Source organism: Archangium violaceum Cb vi76 (assembly GCF_000733295.1).
Classification (GTDB): Bacteria; Myxococcota; Myxococcia; order Myxococcales; family Myxococcaceae; genus Archangium; species Archangium violaceum.
This window is the reverse complement of record NZ_JPMI01000055.1, coordinates 16,328-34,492: the sequence shown is the minus strand read 5'-3', so window position 1 is coordinate 34,492 and position 18,165 is coordinate 16,328. Positions and strand designations below refer to the sequence as shown.

Sequence of the window (18,165 nt, the reverse complement as noted above, 5' to 3'; positions counted from 1 at the left end):
TGGCGCCGGGGAGGCCCTCCGTCATGTACAGCCCGTAGGCGAAGTAGGAGGCCAGCCACAGATCCTTGGTGGTCGTCCGCAGCAGCTCTCCGGCATTGCGGACGACCTCGTCCCAACGCACGGCCTCGCCCGTGGGGGACTCGAGCCGGGCCACCTCCGAGAAGACGCTCTCGTAGGAGGGGTGGTGCTTGGACGGGGCACCGGCGGGCGCCTCGGTGGAGATGGGCTCGAGCCACTGGCTGGCGCGCTCGCGAAGGCTGTCGGTGGAAGAGGGCGTCATGGTGGGCGCGCCTTCAGCGTGCGAGGGCACGCAGGAGTTGCTCGAGCGTGCTGTGGGAGGAATCGATGACCTGGCGCTGCGAAGCGGACAGGGCCTGCTTCGCCTGCTCCATGGCGGCGGGCTTGTCGGTGCGCAGGGGCCAGACGTTGGTGCCCGGACGCGTGGGTTGTGCGAGGTGCAGCAGGAGGGTAGGGGGCGCGGCGCCCAGACAGAGCAGGAGCCGGGGTTGTTGCCCGTCGGACCAGAAGAAGGACGGGGGTTGGGCGGCCCAGCGCAGCAGCCGCGTGGAGAGCTCCAGCCAGGTGACGGGCCCCATGTGCGAGGGGTAGGGACAGTCCAGCATGACGCCGGCCATGCCCTGCTCTCGGTGGCGCTCGCCCGTGCAGGCGGTGAGGAAGGTGTGTAGCGCGTAGTAGCGCCCCTCGGCGGGACGGTCTCCGATGACGTGCTGGAGCAGCTCCGTGCAGCGCTTCTCGGACAGCAGGGCCTCCCGGAGCCGCTCGGCCACGCGGAGGTCGCCGGGCCGCGCGGTGGGCAGCTTCGCCGTGCGCTCTTGCAATCGGGGAACGTCGAGGGATGCGGCCTCGCGCAGCAGGGCCTCGCTGGCCCGGAGGAACGGCTGGTGGGTCTCCGGCAGCAGCGCGTAGCGTCCGGCCACGTCGGCGGCGGACAGCTCCTGGAAGATGGCCAGCGGAAAGGCACGCCCCACACTGTCCGAGCTCGGCGCCAGCACGCCCACCAGCACCGAGCTCTCGCCGGGGGCGGTGAAGACGAAGCTGACGGGAGTGGTGGGCAACGCGCTCCGGGCCCCGTGCAGCCGGCCGGTGCTCTCCTCCATCCAGCGGAAGAGGTACCGCGCCAGGGGGCTGGCCGCGTTGTGCCGGACGAACTCCGCGTGGCGCGGAGCCTTGCCCAGCATCCCGATGTGAGGCGCCTGCGTCATCCTCAGGGGGCTCCGTTCGTGCTCACCATCTCGACGCAGCCCTTGCCGCCGCGGGCAATCCCCATCGGAGGAGACAGGCCCGGATCCCGGAAGATCTGCAGCAGCCGGGAGGTGTTGTTGCCCGACAGGCCGAAGAACGGGTTGGCGGTGCGCTCGGGCCGGAAGTCGATGGCGACGAGCGCTCCGTTCATGTCCTCGATCTCCCACACGGCGGTGAAGAAGCGGCCGTCCCCGCTGGGCTCGATGCGCTTCACGCGCTCGAGCAGGCGGAACAGGCCCCACTCCCCGGGCTCGTCGATGTCGGCGGTGGCCCCGGAGGCGTTCTCCACGTGGATGTGCGCGCCCAGCTTGCCGGCCTGGCCGGGCCAGCTCATCGGCTTCCAGACGTTGTCCGGGCCGTTGCGGTAGAGCTCATCCGTGCCGTCGATCGTCAGGGTGATGGCGGAGATCTCCGACGGCGCCGTGTCGGGCGACGTGCCCGCGCGCACGCGCACCTGGAAGCGGACGAGCGGATCCACCGTGTCCCCCGGGTAGAGGGTGGTGGTGAGGTTGTTCGCCTTCTCCAGGAAGGTGAGCAGGTCGTCGCGGTACATCTCTCGCGTGTTGAAGTTGGCGAACGTCCACTTGCGGCCGGAGGTGATGACCTCGTCGGCCAGGTGCTGTTGGAGGAACTTGCGCAGCGTGCCGCCCGAGGGCCGCAGGAACTCGGACAGCTCGGCCAGGGGGGCGTCCTGCATCGACTCGCGGACGAACGGGTAGCGGTTGGCCATGATCGCGCTGAAGGGCTTGGCCACGGCCTCGCAGAAGTCGTTGCTCTTGTTCTGCGCCACGCCGGCGAAGACGATGGAGCGCATGTCCTGGAAGGGCGGCAGCAGCAGCTTCTCGAGGATGGGGGTGCCGCTCTCGTACTTCTTGACGAGCATGGCCACGCTCTCGCGCGTGGTCTTGATCTTATCGAGCAGCGCTCCGGACTCCTGGGGCTTCTCCTTCACGCCCAGCAGGGAGTTGAGCACCAGCGCGAGCTGGTCCTGGTAGAAGTCCTGCGCCGTCAGCTGCTCCTCGCCGTCACCCGAGGGGGACTTCTCGTTGCTGAACCGGATGAGGGTGGTGAACTCCTTCTCCACGTCCCGGGGCCCGAGGGTGTACTCGCCCGTGGACGCGTTCGGATCCAGCAGCTTCTGCTCGTCCTGCTTGTCGGGCGGCATGACCCTTTCGAGCATCTTCCGCGCCGTGCTCTTCTCCTCGTCCTTTGGGGTGCGCACCAGCTGCACGTTGTAGGCGAGTGCCCGGAACAGCTTGCCGAAGGCGGCCGGCTTGCCGCGCGTGAGGCTCTCGAGCAAGGCCTGCATCTGGTCCACGTCATCCGGAGGCCGGACGGTGATGGACTGGAGGAAGTCCCGCCACTCCTGGATGTACTGCTGGTAGTAGCGCGTGCGCAGCTCGGCGCGGGATTGCTCCTCGTCCTCCCTGGCGTCCCGGTCCAGCACCCAGGCCTCCTTGTTCTTGAAGGCGGACTCCAGGCGCGAGCGCACCACCTGGTCCCAGGCGGTCTTGGTGAAGGCGCCGCGGACGCGCCTGGTGGCGCGCATGGCGGGCACGGCACCGACAATGTCGTCCAGCGTCTGATCCGGGTACTCGCGGCCCACGTCGGCGACGATGCGGTCCATCTCCAGCGTGGTCACGGGGACGCGGTTGAGGGCCCGGCGCGAGGCGCGCACGATCTTGTTGTCGCGGGCGAAGCCCAACTGCTCCGGATCCGCCGACAGCATCTGGATGTACGTGCGGGCGTGGCGGCTGATGGCCTGCTGCAGGTTGGCCTCGCCTCCCGCGCCCTTCACGTGCGTCCAGTGCCGCACCATCTGGTCCACCAGCCAATCCTGATGGGCTTCGTCGAGCGACGGCTCCCGCTGTGCGTGCGGCCAGGTGATGAGCAGGTACATCTTCAGCGCATCGAAGTGGTGCGCGTAGTCCTCGGCGCCGGGCTTCCACTCCGGCGAGTCCTGGTTGTCCGAGAAGATCTTCAGGTTCTGCTCGATGCGCTCGTACTGATTGCCGAGCAGCACCCGGCGCAGGGCGGTGTTGTAGAAGGACTGCGCCAGCGGGAAGAGCTTCTCGCCCTGGTACATGCCGAAGCGCAGCCAGAAGGGGGCCCCCTCCGTTCTGTGCTTCGTCAGCTCCTGGAGCTGTGACTGCAGTGGGGACAGGTCCTTGATGCGCGTGAGGTCGTCGCGGTCATCGAGCTGTACGGCGGTGATGGCGTTGCGCACGTTGCGCGCCAGGGCCCGGTTCTGGAAGTAGGAGACGATGGGCAGCACCAGCATCAGGGCCGCGGCCGTGAAGTAGGTGGCCGTGAGCACCAGCTGCCGCCGGCGGTAGCGCTGCTCCTCGATGGAGCTGCGGACGGCCATCTCCTGGTCCTGGAACATCACCTTGGTGAAGATGTCCCACAGGAAGTAGCTGCGGCCCTCCGCGCTCGTCTCTTGAGGGCGCGTGTCGCCGAAGAGCTCGCCCGAGGAGCTCGCCAGCCGCTCCATCGGCTTCACTTCCTGGGTGCCGCTGGTGAAGTACAACCCGCGCATCACCGGCGTGTCCTGGTACACGTTGTCCAGGAAGAGCGGCTGGACGAACTCGGCCAGGTTCTTGCGCAGCGAGTCGAACTTCTGGGGGAACTGGTAGATGTGCTCGCGCGCCTCCAGCCGGCGCTCCTGGCCCAGCCGCTTGAGCGTGCGCTGCTCCAGCACCGTCACCAGCTCGTCGAAGCGCTCCAGCAGCAGATCCGTGGAGGCCTCCGCCTGCGAGTTCATGGGCGAGGTGAAGCCCCAGATCTGCCCGCGCTCGGAGCGCGTCAGGTCCGCGTACATCTCCGTGAAGCCGGGGAGGAGATCACACTTGGTGATCATCAGGTACACGGGCACCAGCGTGCGCAGACGCGAGGTGATCTCGTCCAGGCGCTCGCGGATGCTCTGGCCCAGCTCGCCCGCGACCTGGGGATCCACGCCCATGAGCTCGCTGACGCTCACCGCCACGATGAGGCCGTTGATGGGCCGCTTCGGGCGGTACTTCGTCAGCGTGTCGAGGAAGGCGAACCACTCGGGCTTGTCGTCCTCGTTGCTCACGTAGCGGCCGGCGGTGTCGAGGATGACGGCCTCGTTGGTGAGCCACCAGTCGCAGTTGCGCGTGCCGCCCACGCCGCGTACGCCGCCGCCCTTGGCGGACAGGTAGGGGAACTTCAGCCCCGAGTTGCGCAGCGCGGTGCTCTTGCCCGCGCCCGGCGGTCCGACGATGAGGTACCAGGGCAGCACCGCGAGGGCGTCCTTGCGGCCCCGCGACAGCTTGGAGGTCTTGAGCGCCTCCACCGCCTTGGAGAACTCGGCCTGCATGGCCTTGATCTCCGGCTGCAGGTCCGGCCGGACGGTCTTGATCTGCTCCTCGGCCTGCTGCTCCAGGGCGCCCTCGAGCTTCTTGGCCGCCTTGCGCGCCTTCACCTTGCCGACGATCCACCTGCCGAGCGCGAACAGCAGCAACAGGCCCGTGGTGGCGAGTCCGGTGAGAAGCGGGGGCAGTCCCAGCAGGGTGATCGCACCCCATGCCAGGCCCGCCAGCATCGTGATGACGATGGCCCAGATCATTGCGTGCCCCCGCCGTTGGTGGCCATGTGGAGCTTGATCTCGTTCAGGAAGGTGTCGACGCCGCCGTCCAGGCCGAGCACCAGCCCGCCATAGACGAGCAGGGCGAGCATCATCGCCCCCAGCGAGATGACCATCGGCGAGAGCCTGCGCTTGCCGGTGAGCATGGACTCGGTGGGCCGCTCACCGTGGGGCGACAGGACGTCGTAGTCGAAGGGCTTGGCACGCTCCAGGTCCTTCTGGACCGAGTCGATGAGCGTCATCAACTCGAGCTCGCCGCCACGGATGCGGTAGCGGCCCTGGAAGCCGAAGAGCATGCACAGGTAGTAGACCTGCAGCACCTCGGCACGGTGTGGATCCTTCCGGATGCCCTGGAGGCGGTGGAAGAAGCCGTCACCGGCGACGTTCTCGTTGAAGTACTGGAGCTGCAGCAGGTTGGTCATCCAGAACGAGCGGTAGGGCTCGGGCCGGGTGAGGGCGGCCTCGTCGAGCAGGGCGACGATGGCGTAGGCCATGTCCTGGGCGTCCTGGTGGCTGAAGCCCAGCACGGCGGCGCGCCGCAGCATCTCGTCCACGACTCCGCGCAGACGGTGGTGCAGCACCTCTGGAGGGGGGACCGAGGCGGCATCCGAGTTGCGGATCCGGATCGCCGCGTCGAAGCAGTCCTTGGTGGCTTCGGTGACTCGTTGCATGGCGTGAGGTCAGCGGCTGGCGGTGGGGACGGCGAGCAGCTCCACCGTCGTCTGTGCGGCGTCGAAGGGGTGCGGCAGGTAGAGGGCGAGCGTGCGATCCCGCATCGCGCTCCTCCAGTAGCCGTCCGAGGTGAAGAGGGAGAAGTAGAGCGTCCCCGGCTGGATGGGCACCTCGGGCGGGGGCCGGTAGTTGACCTGGATGGGGACGCCGGGCGAGGCGGCCTGAACGATGCTCTGGATGTCCACCCAGCTGGCCAGCTTGGCGAGCTTGGGCAGCTGCTCGGCCACCACCTTCTCCGGCAGCTCGCTGCGCACGGAGAGGAAGAACTGGCCGCAGCGATCCAACCGCTCGTCCTCCAGCTTGCCGCGGTAGAGCCGGTCCTCGCCGGACTGCATCTGCACGGAGAGGCACTGCTCGAGGGCCACGGAGCGCAGCAGCGATTGCAGGCGGCGGAACAGCTCCTCGAAGGTGGCGCGCAGCTGGATGAACTGGAAGGGCGGCAGCGTGGTGGGATCCGCGTCCGCCACGAAGGTGCTCAGCTGCCCCGCGCACTGGCTGAGCGCCAGGTAGAGGGCGTGGGGCCGCATGTTGCCCGCGTCGATGGCGTGCTGCAGCAGCGGGATGATGCCGTTGAGGGCGCTGAGCTCCAGGAAGAGCGTCACGTCCGAGGCGGTGAACTCGAGCGCGGAAGCGTCCCGGTGCTTGCGCCGCGAGGCGAGCTGGCGCTGCTTGGCCACGATGAGCCGCAGCAGGTTGCGCAGCTCGCTCATGATGTAGGGCGAGGCATCGATGCGCAGCGCGGGCGGGATGTAGTTCTCGACGAGCGTCAGGCTGCCGGAGCGGTCGCGGGACAGCTCGGCGATCTTGACGGCGTCGTAGTCCTCGCGCGGCTCGGTGCCGAAGAGCAGCTTCACGTTGCGCTGCGCGAAGGCCACCGGGACGATGGAGGTGGACGAGGTCAGGTCGTTCACCGGCCGGTTGGTCGGGGAGAAGCGGGGATTGCCACTGGTGCGCTCGCTGCCGCCATAGCTCTCCACGCCGCTGCGCTCACGCGGGACGCCGAGGTAGACGTCCAGCACCTGCTGGGCCGGCGGGAAGACGCCCTCCGTGGGGCGGGACGGCGGGGCCTCGGGGTCCCCATTCTGGAGGGCGAGGGGCAGGCCATCGGGGAGCACGCCGTTGAAGTGGCGCAGCTGCACGCGGCCGGCGCGCAGCGCCTCCATGTCGAACTCCAGGGAGAACACGCCCCAGGGGTACGGCTCCAGCGCGCCCAGCCGGAGATCCAGCAGGTTCTCGTGGTAGAGGTCGAGCTGCTGCATGTGGTGGGGACTCATGAACATCCCCTCCGACCAGACGACGCGTTGCGCGTTCTTCATGCACTCCCCTTGGGGTGGGATGGCACCTCGGCCGCGGACGGGACGGCGGGAGCCGGCTGCGTCAGCGTGAACTGGGTGCGAAGGATGTCGATCTGATAGCCCTGGAGCCGGTAGCGCAGTTGCACGTCACCGGGCCTGGGCTCGCCCTGGTCTCCCGCGGGCCGCTCGACGCAGAAGAGCTCGGGCACGGGGTCCAGCGCGGACACGGTGCGCCACGAGTAGCCGAGAGGCTGGCGGAAGTGGCCCATGGTCAGGATGAAGCGGGCCTTGGGATCGCGCTGGATCCACCGCTGGAACTTCTGGCCGGGGGCGACGGTGAACTCGGCCACCGCCAGCAGGTCCTCACCGAGGAACTCCTTGGGGCGGCCCCAGAGGTCGCGGAAGCCCGCGCGCTCCAGCTTCGCGCTGTCCTTGAGCTGGATGACCTGGACCACGGTGGGCAGCGAGCGCCCACGCGGATCAGGATTCACCTGGTCGGAGACGTCCAGGACGACCTGCATGGGAGGAGGGGTCTCGCACGGCTTGGGCGCTATGCGCTTCGCGCACGAGGTGCTGGCGGTGGCCGCGAGCAGGAGTGAGAGCAGAACCCCCCTGCCGCGACGACTGGAGCGGACGCACGCCCCAGAGCATGCGTGTGGCTGCGCCTTCACGAGTCCTCTTCTCACGTGCGGTAAGCCCCCCACAACAGGTCGGATTGGCGGTGTGAAACCTGCCAGAGTGTCAGACAGGCCGCAAGCCCACGATCAATGTCCACTCGGAGCGTAAGGGATTCCCGCCTGGCGGGGACAGGCCTGTAGCGATATGGAGCAACAGTTTTACGGTTGTTTTTCAGGTCTTGCTTGTTTGGCTCGAAGGCGCTCGGAAGTCTTCAGGATCGCGGCAAGACACTGCTAGAGTGCTTCGGCCTTGCGTTTCTGCTCGATGCGGTGGCGCGCCTTTCCCTGGCGGCGACACATCCGAAGTGGGGGATTCATGGGACGAAGGATGCTTGGACCTGTCGCGCTGGTGCTGTTCCTGGTGTTGCCAGGGATGGTGGCCTTCGCGCAGCCCTCACTGGGTGACTTCGAGCTGGAGCGGCTGGATCTGAATCCTGGCGCGGAGGGCTCGTTGTTGGTGGGTATGGGGGAGATGCTGCAGGCGGGGCAGTTCCGCCTCTCGGCCGTGGGCCACTACTCCCATAACCCCCTGGTGCTCTATCGGGAGGGGGAGGGCTCCAAACCCATCGTGGGGGTGCGGACCACGATGCACCTGGCCGGTGCCTATGCCGTGACGAACTGGCTCCAGTTGGGAGTGCAGCTCCCGTTGGTGGCGCTTCAGCAGGGGGCGGGGCCGAGCCAGACGGGGTTCTTGAGTCCGCAGTCCTTCGGATTGGGAACGCCCGCGGTGGGGTTGCGGCTGGGGCTGCTCACCCAGGATGCGCGGGGTGGGGTCGACCTGGCAGTGGAGGGAGTGGTGGGGCTGCCCGTGGGCAGTGAGGCGGGGCTCGGGCGGGATGCGGGGATGCGTTACATGCCAAGGGTGATGGTGGGCCGGCGCTTCGGCTTCTTCAGGGCCGGGTTGGACGTGGGATTCATGGCGCGCCCGGTAGGTCGCATCAGCGACCTGGGCCCCAACACGGATGCCCAGGACGTGGGCAACGAGCTGCGCGTCGGCGCGGCGCTGGTCTCGACGGGGAGGCGGCTGCGGTACGAGTTCAACGTGCGGGGAATGATCCCGCTGTCCGGGCAGGCCGGGTCGGCGGAACTCCTGCCGGGCGCGAGGTACCTGGTGAACCCCTCGTTGGAGGTGTTCGCGCTGGCGGGAGTGGGGGTGGGGTCGGCGCCGGGGACTCCGTTGTTCCGGGTGCTTGCTGGTGGTTCCTTTGGGGACGTGACGCCGCGGCAGGGCCCCGGAGAGACTTCCGTGAAGTGTGAGCTGGGGACCGCCGTGGACATCGTGAACGAGTGCCCGGACATGGATTACGACCGGGACGGTGTACGCAACGGCCTGGACAAGTGCTGGGAGCATGCGGGCGATCCCGCGCGCGGTGGCTGTCCCCGGACCGACTCGGACTCGGATGGAATCGAGGACTCCCTGGACGCTTGTCCGACGGAGCCGGGTGATGCCGCGCGCCAGGGTTGCCCGGTACGCGATCAGGACAAGGACGGCGTTGAGGACGAGCTGGACAGCTGCCCGGCGGAGCCTGGTCTCGTGGAGAACCGCGGCTGCCCGCTCAAGGATCGGGACAAGGACGGCATCGAGAACGATCAGGACGAGTGCCCCGACGAACCCGGTCCGGTCGAGCGCAAGGGCTGCCCGGAGGAGGATACGGACAAGGACGGTGTGCCCAACCGGGTGGACACCTGTGCGCAGCAGCCGGGAGTCGAGGCCAACCTGGGTTGCCCCGAACACGAGGTGCCACGGCTGGCCATCACGCCCAGTGAACTCAAGCTGATCAACGGCGCCAAGGTGTTCTTCGAGGCCAACGGGGCTCGTATCCAGCAGCGCTCCTTCGAGCTGTTGGATTGGGTGGCCAAGGTGATGCGGGAGCATCCGGAGATTCCGCGCGTGGTGGTGGGCGGACACACGGACGACCGGGGCTTCCCAGACGAGCTTCGCCGCGTCTCGCAGCAGCGCGCGGAGGCCGTGCGTCGCTACCTGATCGACAAGGGCGTGGCACCCGAGCGCCTGGTGGCCCGCGGCTACGGTCAGGACAGGCCCGCCGACAGCAATGCGACGTCGATTGGCCGCGAGAACAACCGCCGCGTGGACTTCAAGATCATCCGCAATGGCGAGGAGGGCACTGATGCACTCCAGCGATAGGTGCGAAGGCGGCGGGGGCGTCATGCCCTCTCCGCTGTACGGATTGAGGACTCGTGCTGAACTGCTTTGGGCATCAGGCCAGAGGGATGATGCGATGGGGGTGAATTCGTGAAGACGCTCAGGACATGGCTGGCCCTGGTGGTGCTCGGAGGTGCCTCGCTGGCCTCCGCCGAGCCGGATACCTTCTTCCTGGGTACCGGTATCTCGGGCTTCGAGAGCTTCAGAACCAACCCTGCGCCGACCATCAACAAGTACCAGAAGGTTACGGGCTTCTCGGGCGCAACGGCAACCTCGGGTCCCACGTCAATCTCTGTCTCTACTGCCGGCAGCGCCGACTTCACGAACGGTCAGCTGGTCTTGGTGCTCCAGACCACCGAGAATTCGTCGGGGTTGATTATCGATTCCGCGCTCGATTCCATCGACCTGGACAGCGTTGGCGCCAAGGTGGGCCGCTGGGAGTTCGCTAGACTCAAGCCCGCGGGCACTCCCAACGGCGTGGAGTCAGGCAAGCTGAATCTGGAAAAACCACTTGTCACCAAGGATTTTGATGCCACACGGACCCAGGTCATTTCCGTGCCTGAGTACACCTCCCTTCATGTTGCGTCGGGTGTCACGCTCAAACCGCTCGCCTGGAATGGGTCCGTGGGTGGGGTGCTTGTGTTTCTGGTACGGGACACCTTCATCAACGAAGGATTCATTTCGGCGGATGGGACGGGCTTCCGGGGTGGTCAGGCGGAGACTGCCGGGCATTGTGGTCGCACGGATGATGGCAGTTCAGACCCGGAAGGCCAGGGAGAGGGATTATATGGGAACCCTCTTAGTTCGTCCTTTGGACGAGAGAGAGTGGCCAACGCGGGAGGCGGTGGCGCGTGCCTTCGTGCTGGAGGCGGCGGTGGTGGGGGTGCTGGCAAGGGCGGTAACGGAGGCCTCACGGAATCAGGCAAAGCTGGCTGGGGCAAGGGCGGGGTAGGGATATCTCAGGCGGATTTTCCGGGGCGCCTGATTCTGGGAGGAGGCGGTGGGCGCGGCAATGTCGGGACTGTGGGTGGAGCAGGTGGTGGTGCGATATTCATTCGTGCTGGTTCGCTGTTTGGAACCGGGACCATCACCGCGAATGGCGTGAGCGTGGCGAATACGACAGATGAAGACGGAGGTGGCGGTGGTGGCGGCGGCGGCACCATCCTCCTGCGTATCGCTGATGAGGTTGATTGTCCTGGGTTGTCGGCCAAAGGGGGGGATGGTGGAGGTGTTACTGGCTCTATCTATGGACCCGGCGGCGGCGGCGGCGGCGGACGCATTTTCATTCAAGCGACCAATGCTTGTGGTGAGCCCACCGGTGCTGTTGCTTTCGGCAACGCAGGTGCATCAGGGGACACCGTGACGCCCAACCATGGTGCAACCGCGGGCGCCAAAGGAGTTTTCAGATCCTTCCCAGGGGTGTTCGCCCCGCCGGATGCGGCGGTGAATTCCGTCACTCGCACGAGGGCTGGTTATGTCATCGACGCACTGCCCACCGTCAGCGGGAAGGCCACGGCCAGCAGCAAGGTCTTTCTTCGCTTCAGCAATGGTGACGAAGTCGGGCCTCTGACGGTCTCAGGTGGAGCTTTCAGCAGCTCGCCAATCAGCAATTTGACTGACGGTTTCAATTCAGTCGTGGCCTATGCGGAGTACAACGGACTCCGGGGCGCGGAGCGGGCATTTGCATTCACGGTAGATGCTACCACACCTGATACACACATCGCCTCAAGTCCAAAATCACTCGACAATTCGAAATTGGCTCGGTTCGTATTCAGAGCAACCGAGACTGCGACTTTTCAATGTAAGCTCGATACGGGCACCCTGGACTCGTGTGCTTCGGAGACTACCTATACAGACCTGGGGGAGGGGCCGCACGAACTGCAGGTCGTGGCCACTGATGTGGCTGGCAATGAAGATCCGTCTCCCGCGGTCTACTCCTGGCGGATTGACTCCATCGCGCCTGTCCAGCCTGTCGTCAATACGCCTGCGTCTATTTTCAAGAAAGACGTATCCGTCGTCTTGTCGGGGACCGCGGAAGCCGATTCCGACGTCATCGTCTACATCGACAACGCGGCGCCGAGTTCCCCTGTGAGGGCGGGTGATAGCGCGAGTGGCGGGGCCTGGAGCTTCTCTCCCTCGGTGGGCGATGGCAGACATTGGGTGCGGGTGGTGGCGAGAGATGCCGCCAAGAATGTCAGCATTTTCTCCAACACCGTGTTCTTCGATGTCGACACACTTGCTCCGACTGTTGGCTTCACCCATCCGGAAAACAGCAGCACCATCCGGGATAACCCACTGACCATCAGTGGCACGGCCGAGACGGGCAGCGATGTGGTGATCACGGTGCTGACGGATGGCGGTACTCCGGCAGAAGTCGCGGGCGCGGGCGGGACGGTGAAGGCCGTTGGGTCACCGGGGGCGTGGCGCCACGAGGTTCCAATGTCCCTCTCGGATGGGCCGTACCTGCTGCGCGCGGTGGCAACGGATGCCGCAGGCAATACCGGTACGGTCTCCGAGCTTCGCTTCACCCTGGATCGGACCCCTCCGGATACCACCATCACCTGCCCTGCCAGTGAGTTCACCAATGCCGACTCGGTGGACTTCTCGGTGGGCGCAGGTGGCGAGGCGGGGGTGACCTACGAGTGCGTGCTGCTCGATGGCACCGTGACCACGTCCCTGCCGTCGTGCTCCGGGCCGTTGCCCAGGGGAACGCGTGAGGGCAAGTTCACCCTCCTGGCCCGTGCGAGGGATGCCCTGGGCAACGTCGATCCGTACCCGGCGTCCTGCACCTGGACGTGGGACAAGACTCCGCCTGGCAAGGTGACCATCACGAATGGACCCGGGAGGGTGACCGATTCGCCACTTGTCGTGTTCGAGTTCGCCGCGAGCGATGTGCTCAGTGGACCCGTCAAATATCAGTGCAGCGTGGATGGTGCCGCATTCGCGGAGTGCTCCAACCCGTACTCCCCTCCCGTCGCGCTCGTCGGGAAGGGCACCCATACCCTGCGAGTCCTGGCGTGGGATCTCGCGGGCAACCTCACCCCGATCGAGCAGGTGGAAAGCCACACATGGGAAGTCGATACGGGACTGCCCGTGGCCCGCATCCTCCCAGGTTCAGGGGCGGAGAATCCCACCAACTCCTTGAGCGCGACGTTCAACTTCGAACTCAAGGTCCCTCTCGCCAGCGTGGTCGAGTATTATTACATTCTCAACGATACGACCACGAACGATCTCGGCCAGTTCACCAAGGCGTCCGGAGACAGGGTCACGCTCCTGCTGAACGACCCGGGAAGCTACAGTCTTCGCGTACTGGCCCGCGACACGGCCAAAGACATCGTCACACCCCGCGAGTTGCAGGACATCTATTACTGGACGGTGGATCAGGTTCCTCCCAAGGTGGAGATCGTGCGCACTCCCGCGCAATGGGAGCGCTTCACGACGGCGGACTTCGAGTTCTCGGCGCCGGGGGAGGTGAGCGTGGCCGGTTTCCGGTGTGCGATCAGTGATTGCGTGTCCAGTGTGGATGCTTCGCTGGATTGCTCGGGGGTGTTGTTGGGGCCTCGTGCCAGCTATCAGGTCCAGGAAGGACTCAAGGAAGGGCGTAACTGCCTCAGGGTCTGGTCCCAGGATCTGGCGGGAAACCTGAGCGTGGAGTCCGCGCTCTACGAGTGGAACGTCGATACCGAGAAGCCGGAGCCGCCCGTCATTGATTCAATTGGGGGCGAGTTGAAGGTGTCGACGCGCTTCCCCGTCGTGGACGGCAACTCCGAGCCCTTCGCGGAAGTGGCGCTGCTGCTCGACAACGCTTCCGAGCCCGTGGCCTTTGGTGTCGCCAATGGACAGGGACGGTGGCGGGCGCAAATCGTTTCCCAGGAGGTGTTCGATGGCTCGCACAACCTCAAGGCCCGGGCGAAGGACCGGGCGGGCAATGAGGGCCGCGTCTCGGATCCCATCACGCTCCTGGTTGATTCGCAGTCACCAGCGAAGGTGATTGGCGGAGGTCTGGGCTGTGCCAGTTCGGGCAGTGGCGGTGCGTTGCTGGCGCTGGTGGGACTGGCAGGGCTGTTTGGTCAGGGCAGGCGCCGACGCGGATAGAAAACGCGGGGACTGGCGGGCCTCTTGCCCTGGAGGCGCGCCGGCCCTTCTGGACAAGCCGCTCCGGCTGGGGTTGTCTCCCGGAGCGGTGGTCCAGAGGTCTCGTGCTGGCATCCGCCGGGCGTGGTTCGCGCCAGAGGTGGTTGGGTCCCGAGACCGTTGGCAGGACAAGATACATGGAGCCCGTAGGGAGGGATGATGAAGCGTAGGATGTCGCACAGGTGGTTGAGGGCCATGTTGGCCTTGTCTGTATTGGGTTGGGGTTCGATGGGAATCGCGGGTTCTCATGGAAGGACCACCCGGATTGTCGAGGTGGCGTCGGCCCATGGATTCGAATCAGGCTCCTGGGTGCTCATTCGGTCGGGGGCGGCCGGAGCCTCGCGGGCCTGGGAGTTGGCGCGGATTCAGGAGGCAGGCGAGCACCACCTGGAACTGAGCAGGCCCGGGGCGGGTATGCTGCGGGCCAGCGACGAGCCCAGCGAGCTTCTTCCGGTGAGCCAAGCGCCAGATGAGAGCGCCATGCCGTGGCTGGAGGTCCCTCGGCAGGGGGCTATCGTGCCGGGAGGTGTGCTGCCTGTCGAGGGCCGGGCTCAGGCCGGCTCCGAAGTGCTCGTTTTCGTGGATGGAGTGGAAGGGGCTCGTCTGGAGGTAGGTGCCTCGGGCCAATTCGTGGGCGCCGTCGACATGCCTCGTTCTCCGGGGAGTCACCAGATCCAGGTGGTCAGTGGGCTTGAGGGGACTTGGCGTCTTCAACCCGAGAGCACGGTCGTGAGTCTGGCGCCTCCGCCAACACCCGTCGTGGTCGAGCCTCAAAACAACGGTTACACCAATGACTCCACACCTCTTTTCCGCGGCACGGCCCAGGTGGGCGCCACGGTGATCGTCGCCATCGGCGGCGCGGATGTGGGGTCTGCCTCCGTGGATGCTTCGGGAAACTGGTCGTTGTCACTGGGCACCGCGCTGACGGAGGGCGCCTATGTCGCATCCGTCAGGGCACAGAATTCGAGTGGAGAAGCCAGTGCAGCGCAGACGGTGGGCTTCACGGTGGATGTGACTCCACCCACGGCCCGCTTCAGTGCGGCGCCGGGACCGCTGCTCAGCGCCTCGTCGTTTACCTTCCGATTCTTGACGAATGAGTTTGGAGTCAGCGAGTGCAGCCTCGACGGTGCAAGCTATGTGACCTGCACCAGTCCCTACCCCGTCAGCGGTCTGGCGGATGGGCCCCACGTCTTCATGGTCCTCGTGAAGGATCAGGCAAACAACGTGACGCCCTTGAGGTCCGAGTGGATCGTCGATACCACTCCGCCCGTGGTTGAAATTCTCAGCGGGCCGCCCACATGGACGAATGAGGAGATCACCACCTTCCGGCTGGCTGCCAGTGAAGAGGTGCAAAGGATCGAGTGCACGCTGGATGGGACGATCACGTTCGATTGTAGTCCCGAGCAGCGGGTGGGGGCGCGGGATGAGGGACGTCACGTTCTCGAGGCCCATGCCATCGATCTGGTGGGATTGGTGGGCCCGAAGGTCGTCTATGAATGGAATAGCGACTTCACCCCTCCGTCAACGCCTGTTCTCCTGCAGCCGGCGGCGGGGCAGTTCCTGACCGCCTCGAACCCTGTCATCTCTGGCACCGCGGAGCCCGCCTCGACGGTGAGGGTGCTCGTCAATGGCAATGAGAGTTGCACCGCGACGGTGGACGCCTCCGGAAATTGGGGTTGTGCGCCGGGCAGCACGCTGCCGACGGGGTCCTATGCACTGGTGCTCGAGAGTCGGGACAGGGCCGGCAACGTCAATGATCAGTTCGCCCCGTCCTCCTTCCGAGTGGACGTCGACCTGCCGGACACGTTCATCACCGAGTCACCCGGGGGCTTCACCAACAGCGCGAACCCGAAGTTCGGCTTCCAGTCCAATGAGGAAGGCGTGACCTTCGAGTGCAGCGTGGGGACGGAAGCCTTCGGATCGTGCGATACGCTCGTCAATAGCACCCGCTCGTTCGAGCCGGGCTCGTATACCCTGCGGGTTCGTGCGCGAGACGAGGCGGGCAATGTGGATGATACGCCCGCCACCGAGACGTGGGTCTTCAGCCTTTATGAGGGCGGTGGTGGTGGCCTCACGGGCTGCTCGGCTTCTGGTGCCGCTCCGCTGCTCCCCCTGATGCCGCTGCTGGCGTTCCTGAGGCGGCGCCGGTCGCGCCCCTCCCGGCGGGAGATGGCTGGCGGAAGTGCCCTGCTGGCGCTGCTGACAATGTTCCAGGCGGGCTCCGTGCGTGCTCAGGGCGTCGACCTCCAGCAGTACAAGCCTGCTCCGGGCTCCAGGGACGTGCTGGGGGTGTACAGCCCCCAGGTTGCGCCAGGCGTTGGCCTGCACGCGGGTCTCTCGGTCAGCTATGCCCGCAACCCGCTGGTTTTGAGAACCGCGAGCAATGGTGGATTCGCCCAGAGTATCGTCTCCGATCAGGTGACCGCGGACGTGTTGGCGTCCATCTCCTTGCTGAACCACTTCGAACTGGGTCTGGCGCTTCCCGTGACGGGTCAGTGGGGCCCGGCCCCTGGTGAGCTTGGGGCTTTCATTCCAGAGAACGCCACCGGTACGGGCCTGGGGGACCTGCGGCTGGTGCCCAAGGCGGTGTTCCCTCTGGGTGAGACACTGAGTCTGGGTGCTGCCGCGGTCGTGTCGCTCCCCACCGCCAACAGCCAGAGCTTCCTTGGCTCCGGTGGGGTGGGCGTGCAGCCCATGTTGTTGGCGCAGTGGTCCGACAACAAGCAACTGCGAGTGCTCGCCAACGTGGGTGGCCGGTTCCAGCCCGCCAATCAGGTTCCGTTGCTTGGGTTGAACGTGGGCAATGAGTTGACCTATGCGCTGGGCGCACAGTGGTCCGGAGCCGACTCCAAGCTCTTCATCCAGGGCAGCCTGGAGGGGGCCGTTGCGCTGAACAACCCACAGTCCGGTGCCAGCCCGCTGGAGCTGTTGGCCGCCGTGGGGTACTCGCTTCCAGGTGGCTTGGCTGTCCGGTTGGGTGGAGGCCCTGGACTCACCAGTGGCTACGGCACTCCCAACTTCCGGCTCTTCGCTGGCCTCTCCTGGGCGTCTGGGAGCGACGGCCCCGGCCCTGACCGTCTCTGCACGGGCATGCCCGACGCGGATGAGGACAAGGATGGCGTCCTCAACGCGGGAGATTTCTGCCCCTATGAGTCTGGAGACCGTGGGGATGGGTGTCCGAGGGATGCCAGTGCGGAGGGCGTCAAGGCTCTGGCTCAGCTCTTCAAGAACGATGGTGACACCGATGGCGTCGCCGATGACGCGGATGCCTGCCCCAAGGAGTTTGGTGTCAAGACTCGCCGTGGCTGTGCCGTTCCGGTCCAGCCGGGTAGCAAGGAGCCTGACCCCATCGTTGCATCCTTCTCCTTCCCTTCTGGTGGGTCCGACACGGATTCTCCCAAGAAGCTGGATACCGTCGTGGTGCGGGTGCAAGAGCTGCTCAAGAACAACCAGCTCGCGAAGGTGCATGCGAGCTTTCCCCCGGATCAGCCGGGAGCCACACTGATGCAGCAGCGAGCCGAGAGCGTGCGCGGCGCTCTCACCCAACGCATCCCGGAACTCAAGGGGTCTGACAAGCTGACGGTGGATTTTCAGGGTAAGCCGGGCAAGCCATCGAGAGGCAAGGATGTGCTTGAGATCAAGTTCACCTTCGTGCGTGCCGTCGCTCCGAAGGAGCTCCCTCCAGTGTCCGAGCTGAAGTGCGCGGACCAGGGAGTAGCGGCCCGGCTGATGTCGTCCCATGGCGAGGTGACGGCGGGGGCCGAGAACAAACTGGAGGCATTGGCCAGCGAGGGCAAGGTGTGTGACGGGGACCTGGTGAAGACCGGGGCCGCGGCGGGAGCCGTGCTGGTGTTGTCGGACGGCAACGTGCTGCGGTTGGCACCGGACAGCCAGGTGAAGCTGAATAGGACGGGAGTTCAGCTGCTGCACGGTACCCTGGATTCCCAGGGGGCCCAGGCCGCACTGGTGGCTCCGGAGATCTCCTCTCCCTGTGGCGGACCTGCTTCCCGTCCCACCACGATCTCCTGGCAGAAGGTGCCCGGTGCCAGGAAGTACTGGGTGCAAGTGGCGCGTGGCGCTGACTTCAACTCCGACGTGCGCTTCGTCTTGACCGAGCGCACAGGGACGTCACTCGAGCTTCCCTCTGGTGGCAAGTGGTTCTGGCGCGTGCTGCCCGTGGACGAAAAGGGCCTCGCCGGCCAGCCTTCGAAGATCCACTCCTTCGCGGACAATGCTTCCGTGAGCGCGGGTCCGCGGAGTTGAGCTGAATCCCACGCGTCCATGACTTCCGCG

Annotated in this window: 8 protein-coding genes; 3 read left to right on the top strand and 5 right to left on the bottom strand. The window is 66.1% G+C overall.

All coding sequences use genetic code 11. From position 1 onward, the window contains the following. Positions 1–293 precede the first annotated feature (293 nt). The 5 genes from tagF to tssJ are packed head-to-tail and all read right to left on the bottom strand — an operon-like array spanning position 294 to position 7,451. Positions 294–1,223, bottom strand: coding sequence for a type VI secretion system-associated protein TagF (gene tagF, locus Q664_RS09120; RefSeq protein WP_043392291.1), 930 nt, complete (start codon positions 1,221–1,223; stop codon positions 294–296). 2 nt (positions 1,224–1,225) lie between these two features. Beyond that, positions 1,226–4,852, bottom strand: coding sequence for a type VI secretion system membrane subunit TssM (gene tssM / locus Q664_RS09115; RefSeq protein ID WP_043392288.1), 3,627 nt, complete (start codon positions 4,850–4,852; stop codon positions 1,226–1,228). Next, on the bottom strand, positions 4,849–5,541 hold the full coding sequence (locus tag Q664_RS09110; RefSeq protein WP_043392286.1) for a DotU family type IV/VI secretion system protein: 693 nt from the start codon (positions 5,539–5,541) through the stop codon (positions 4,849–4,851). Before Q664_RS09110 ends, tssM begins: the two co-directional genes overlap by 4 nt. Before the next feature lie 9 nt (positions 5,542–5,550). Continuing rightward, on the bottom strand, positions 5,551–6,918 hold the full coding sequence (gene tssK / locus Q664_RS09105) for a type VI secretion system baseplate subunit TssK (protein ID WP_043392285.1): 1,368 nt from the start codon (positions 6,916–6,918) through the stop codon (positions 5,551–5,553). Continuing rightward, positions 6,915–7,451, bottom strand: coding sequence for a type VI secretion system lipoprotein TssJ (gene tssJ / locus Q664_RS09100; protein WP_425117408.1), 537 nt, complete (start codon positions 7,449–7,451; stop codon positions 6,915–6,917). Before tssJ ends, tssK begins: the two co-directional genes overlap by 4 nt. 451 nt (positions 7,452–7,902) lie before the next feature. Here tssJ and Q664_RS62100 point away from each other — a divergent pair, with 451 nt between their 5' ends. From Q664_RS62100 to Q664_RS51835, 3 genes are all read left to right on the top strand, one after another. After that, on the top strand, positions 7,903–9,720 hold the full coding sequence (locus Q664_RS62100) for an OmpA family protein (RefSeq protein ID WP_268811388.1): 1,818 nt from the start codon (positions 7,903–7,905) through the stop codon (positions 9,718–9,720). Positions 9,721–9,828: 108 nt separating this feature from the next. Beyond that, positions 9,829–13,833 (top strand): adventurous gliding motility protein AgmC, encoded by a 4,005-nt coding sequence (agmC, locus tag Q664_RS62095; RefSeq protein ID WP_152622001.1) that lies wholly within the window; start codon positions 9,829–9,831, stop codon positions 13,831–13,833. A gap of 195 nt (positions 13,834–14,028) precedes the next feature. Then, positions 14,029–18,135 carry an Ig-like domain-containing protein gene (locus tag Q664_RS51835; RefSeq protein WP_152622000.1) on the top strand — a complete coding sequence of 1,369 codons (4,107 nt, stop codon included), beginning with the start codon at positions 14,029–14,031 and terminating at the stop codon, positions 18,133–18,135. The last annotated feature ends 30 nt before the right edge of the window (positions 18,136–18,165 follow it).

What these genes read in the sequence shown, in the direction of transcription:
- Q664_RS09110 (WP_043392286.1), bottom strand. Translation starts at nt 5,541, where the DNA reads ATGCAACGAGTCACCGAAGCCACCAAGGACTGCTTCGACGCGGCGATC.
- tssM (WP_043392288.1), bottom strand. Translation starts at nt 4,852, where the DNA reads ATGATCTGGGCCATCGTCATCACGATGCTGGCGGGCCTGGCATGGGGT.
- Q664_RS51835 (WP_152622000.1), top strand. Translation starts at nt 14,029, where the DNA reads ATGATGAAGCGTAGGATGTCGCACAGGTGGTTGAGGGCCATGTTGGCC.
- tagF (WP_043392291.1), bottom strand. Translation starts at nt 1,223, where the DNA reads ATGACGCAGGCGCCTCACATCGGGATGCTGGGCAAGGCTCCGCGCCAC.
- tssK (WP_043392285.1), bottom strand. Translation starts at nt 6,918, where the DNA reads ATGAAGAACGCGCAACGCGTCGTCTGGTCGGAGGGGATGTTCATGAGT.
- Q664_RS62100 (WP_268811388.1), top strand. Translation starts at nt 7,903, where the DNA reads ATGCTTGGACCTGTCGCGCTGGTGCTGTTCCTGGTGTTGCCAGGGATG.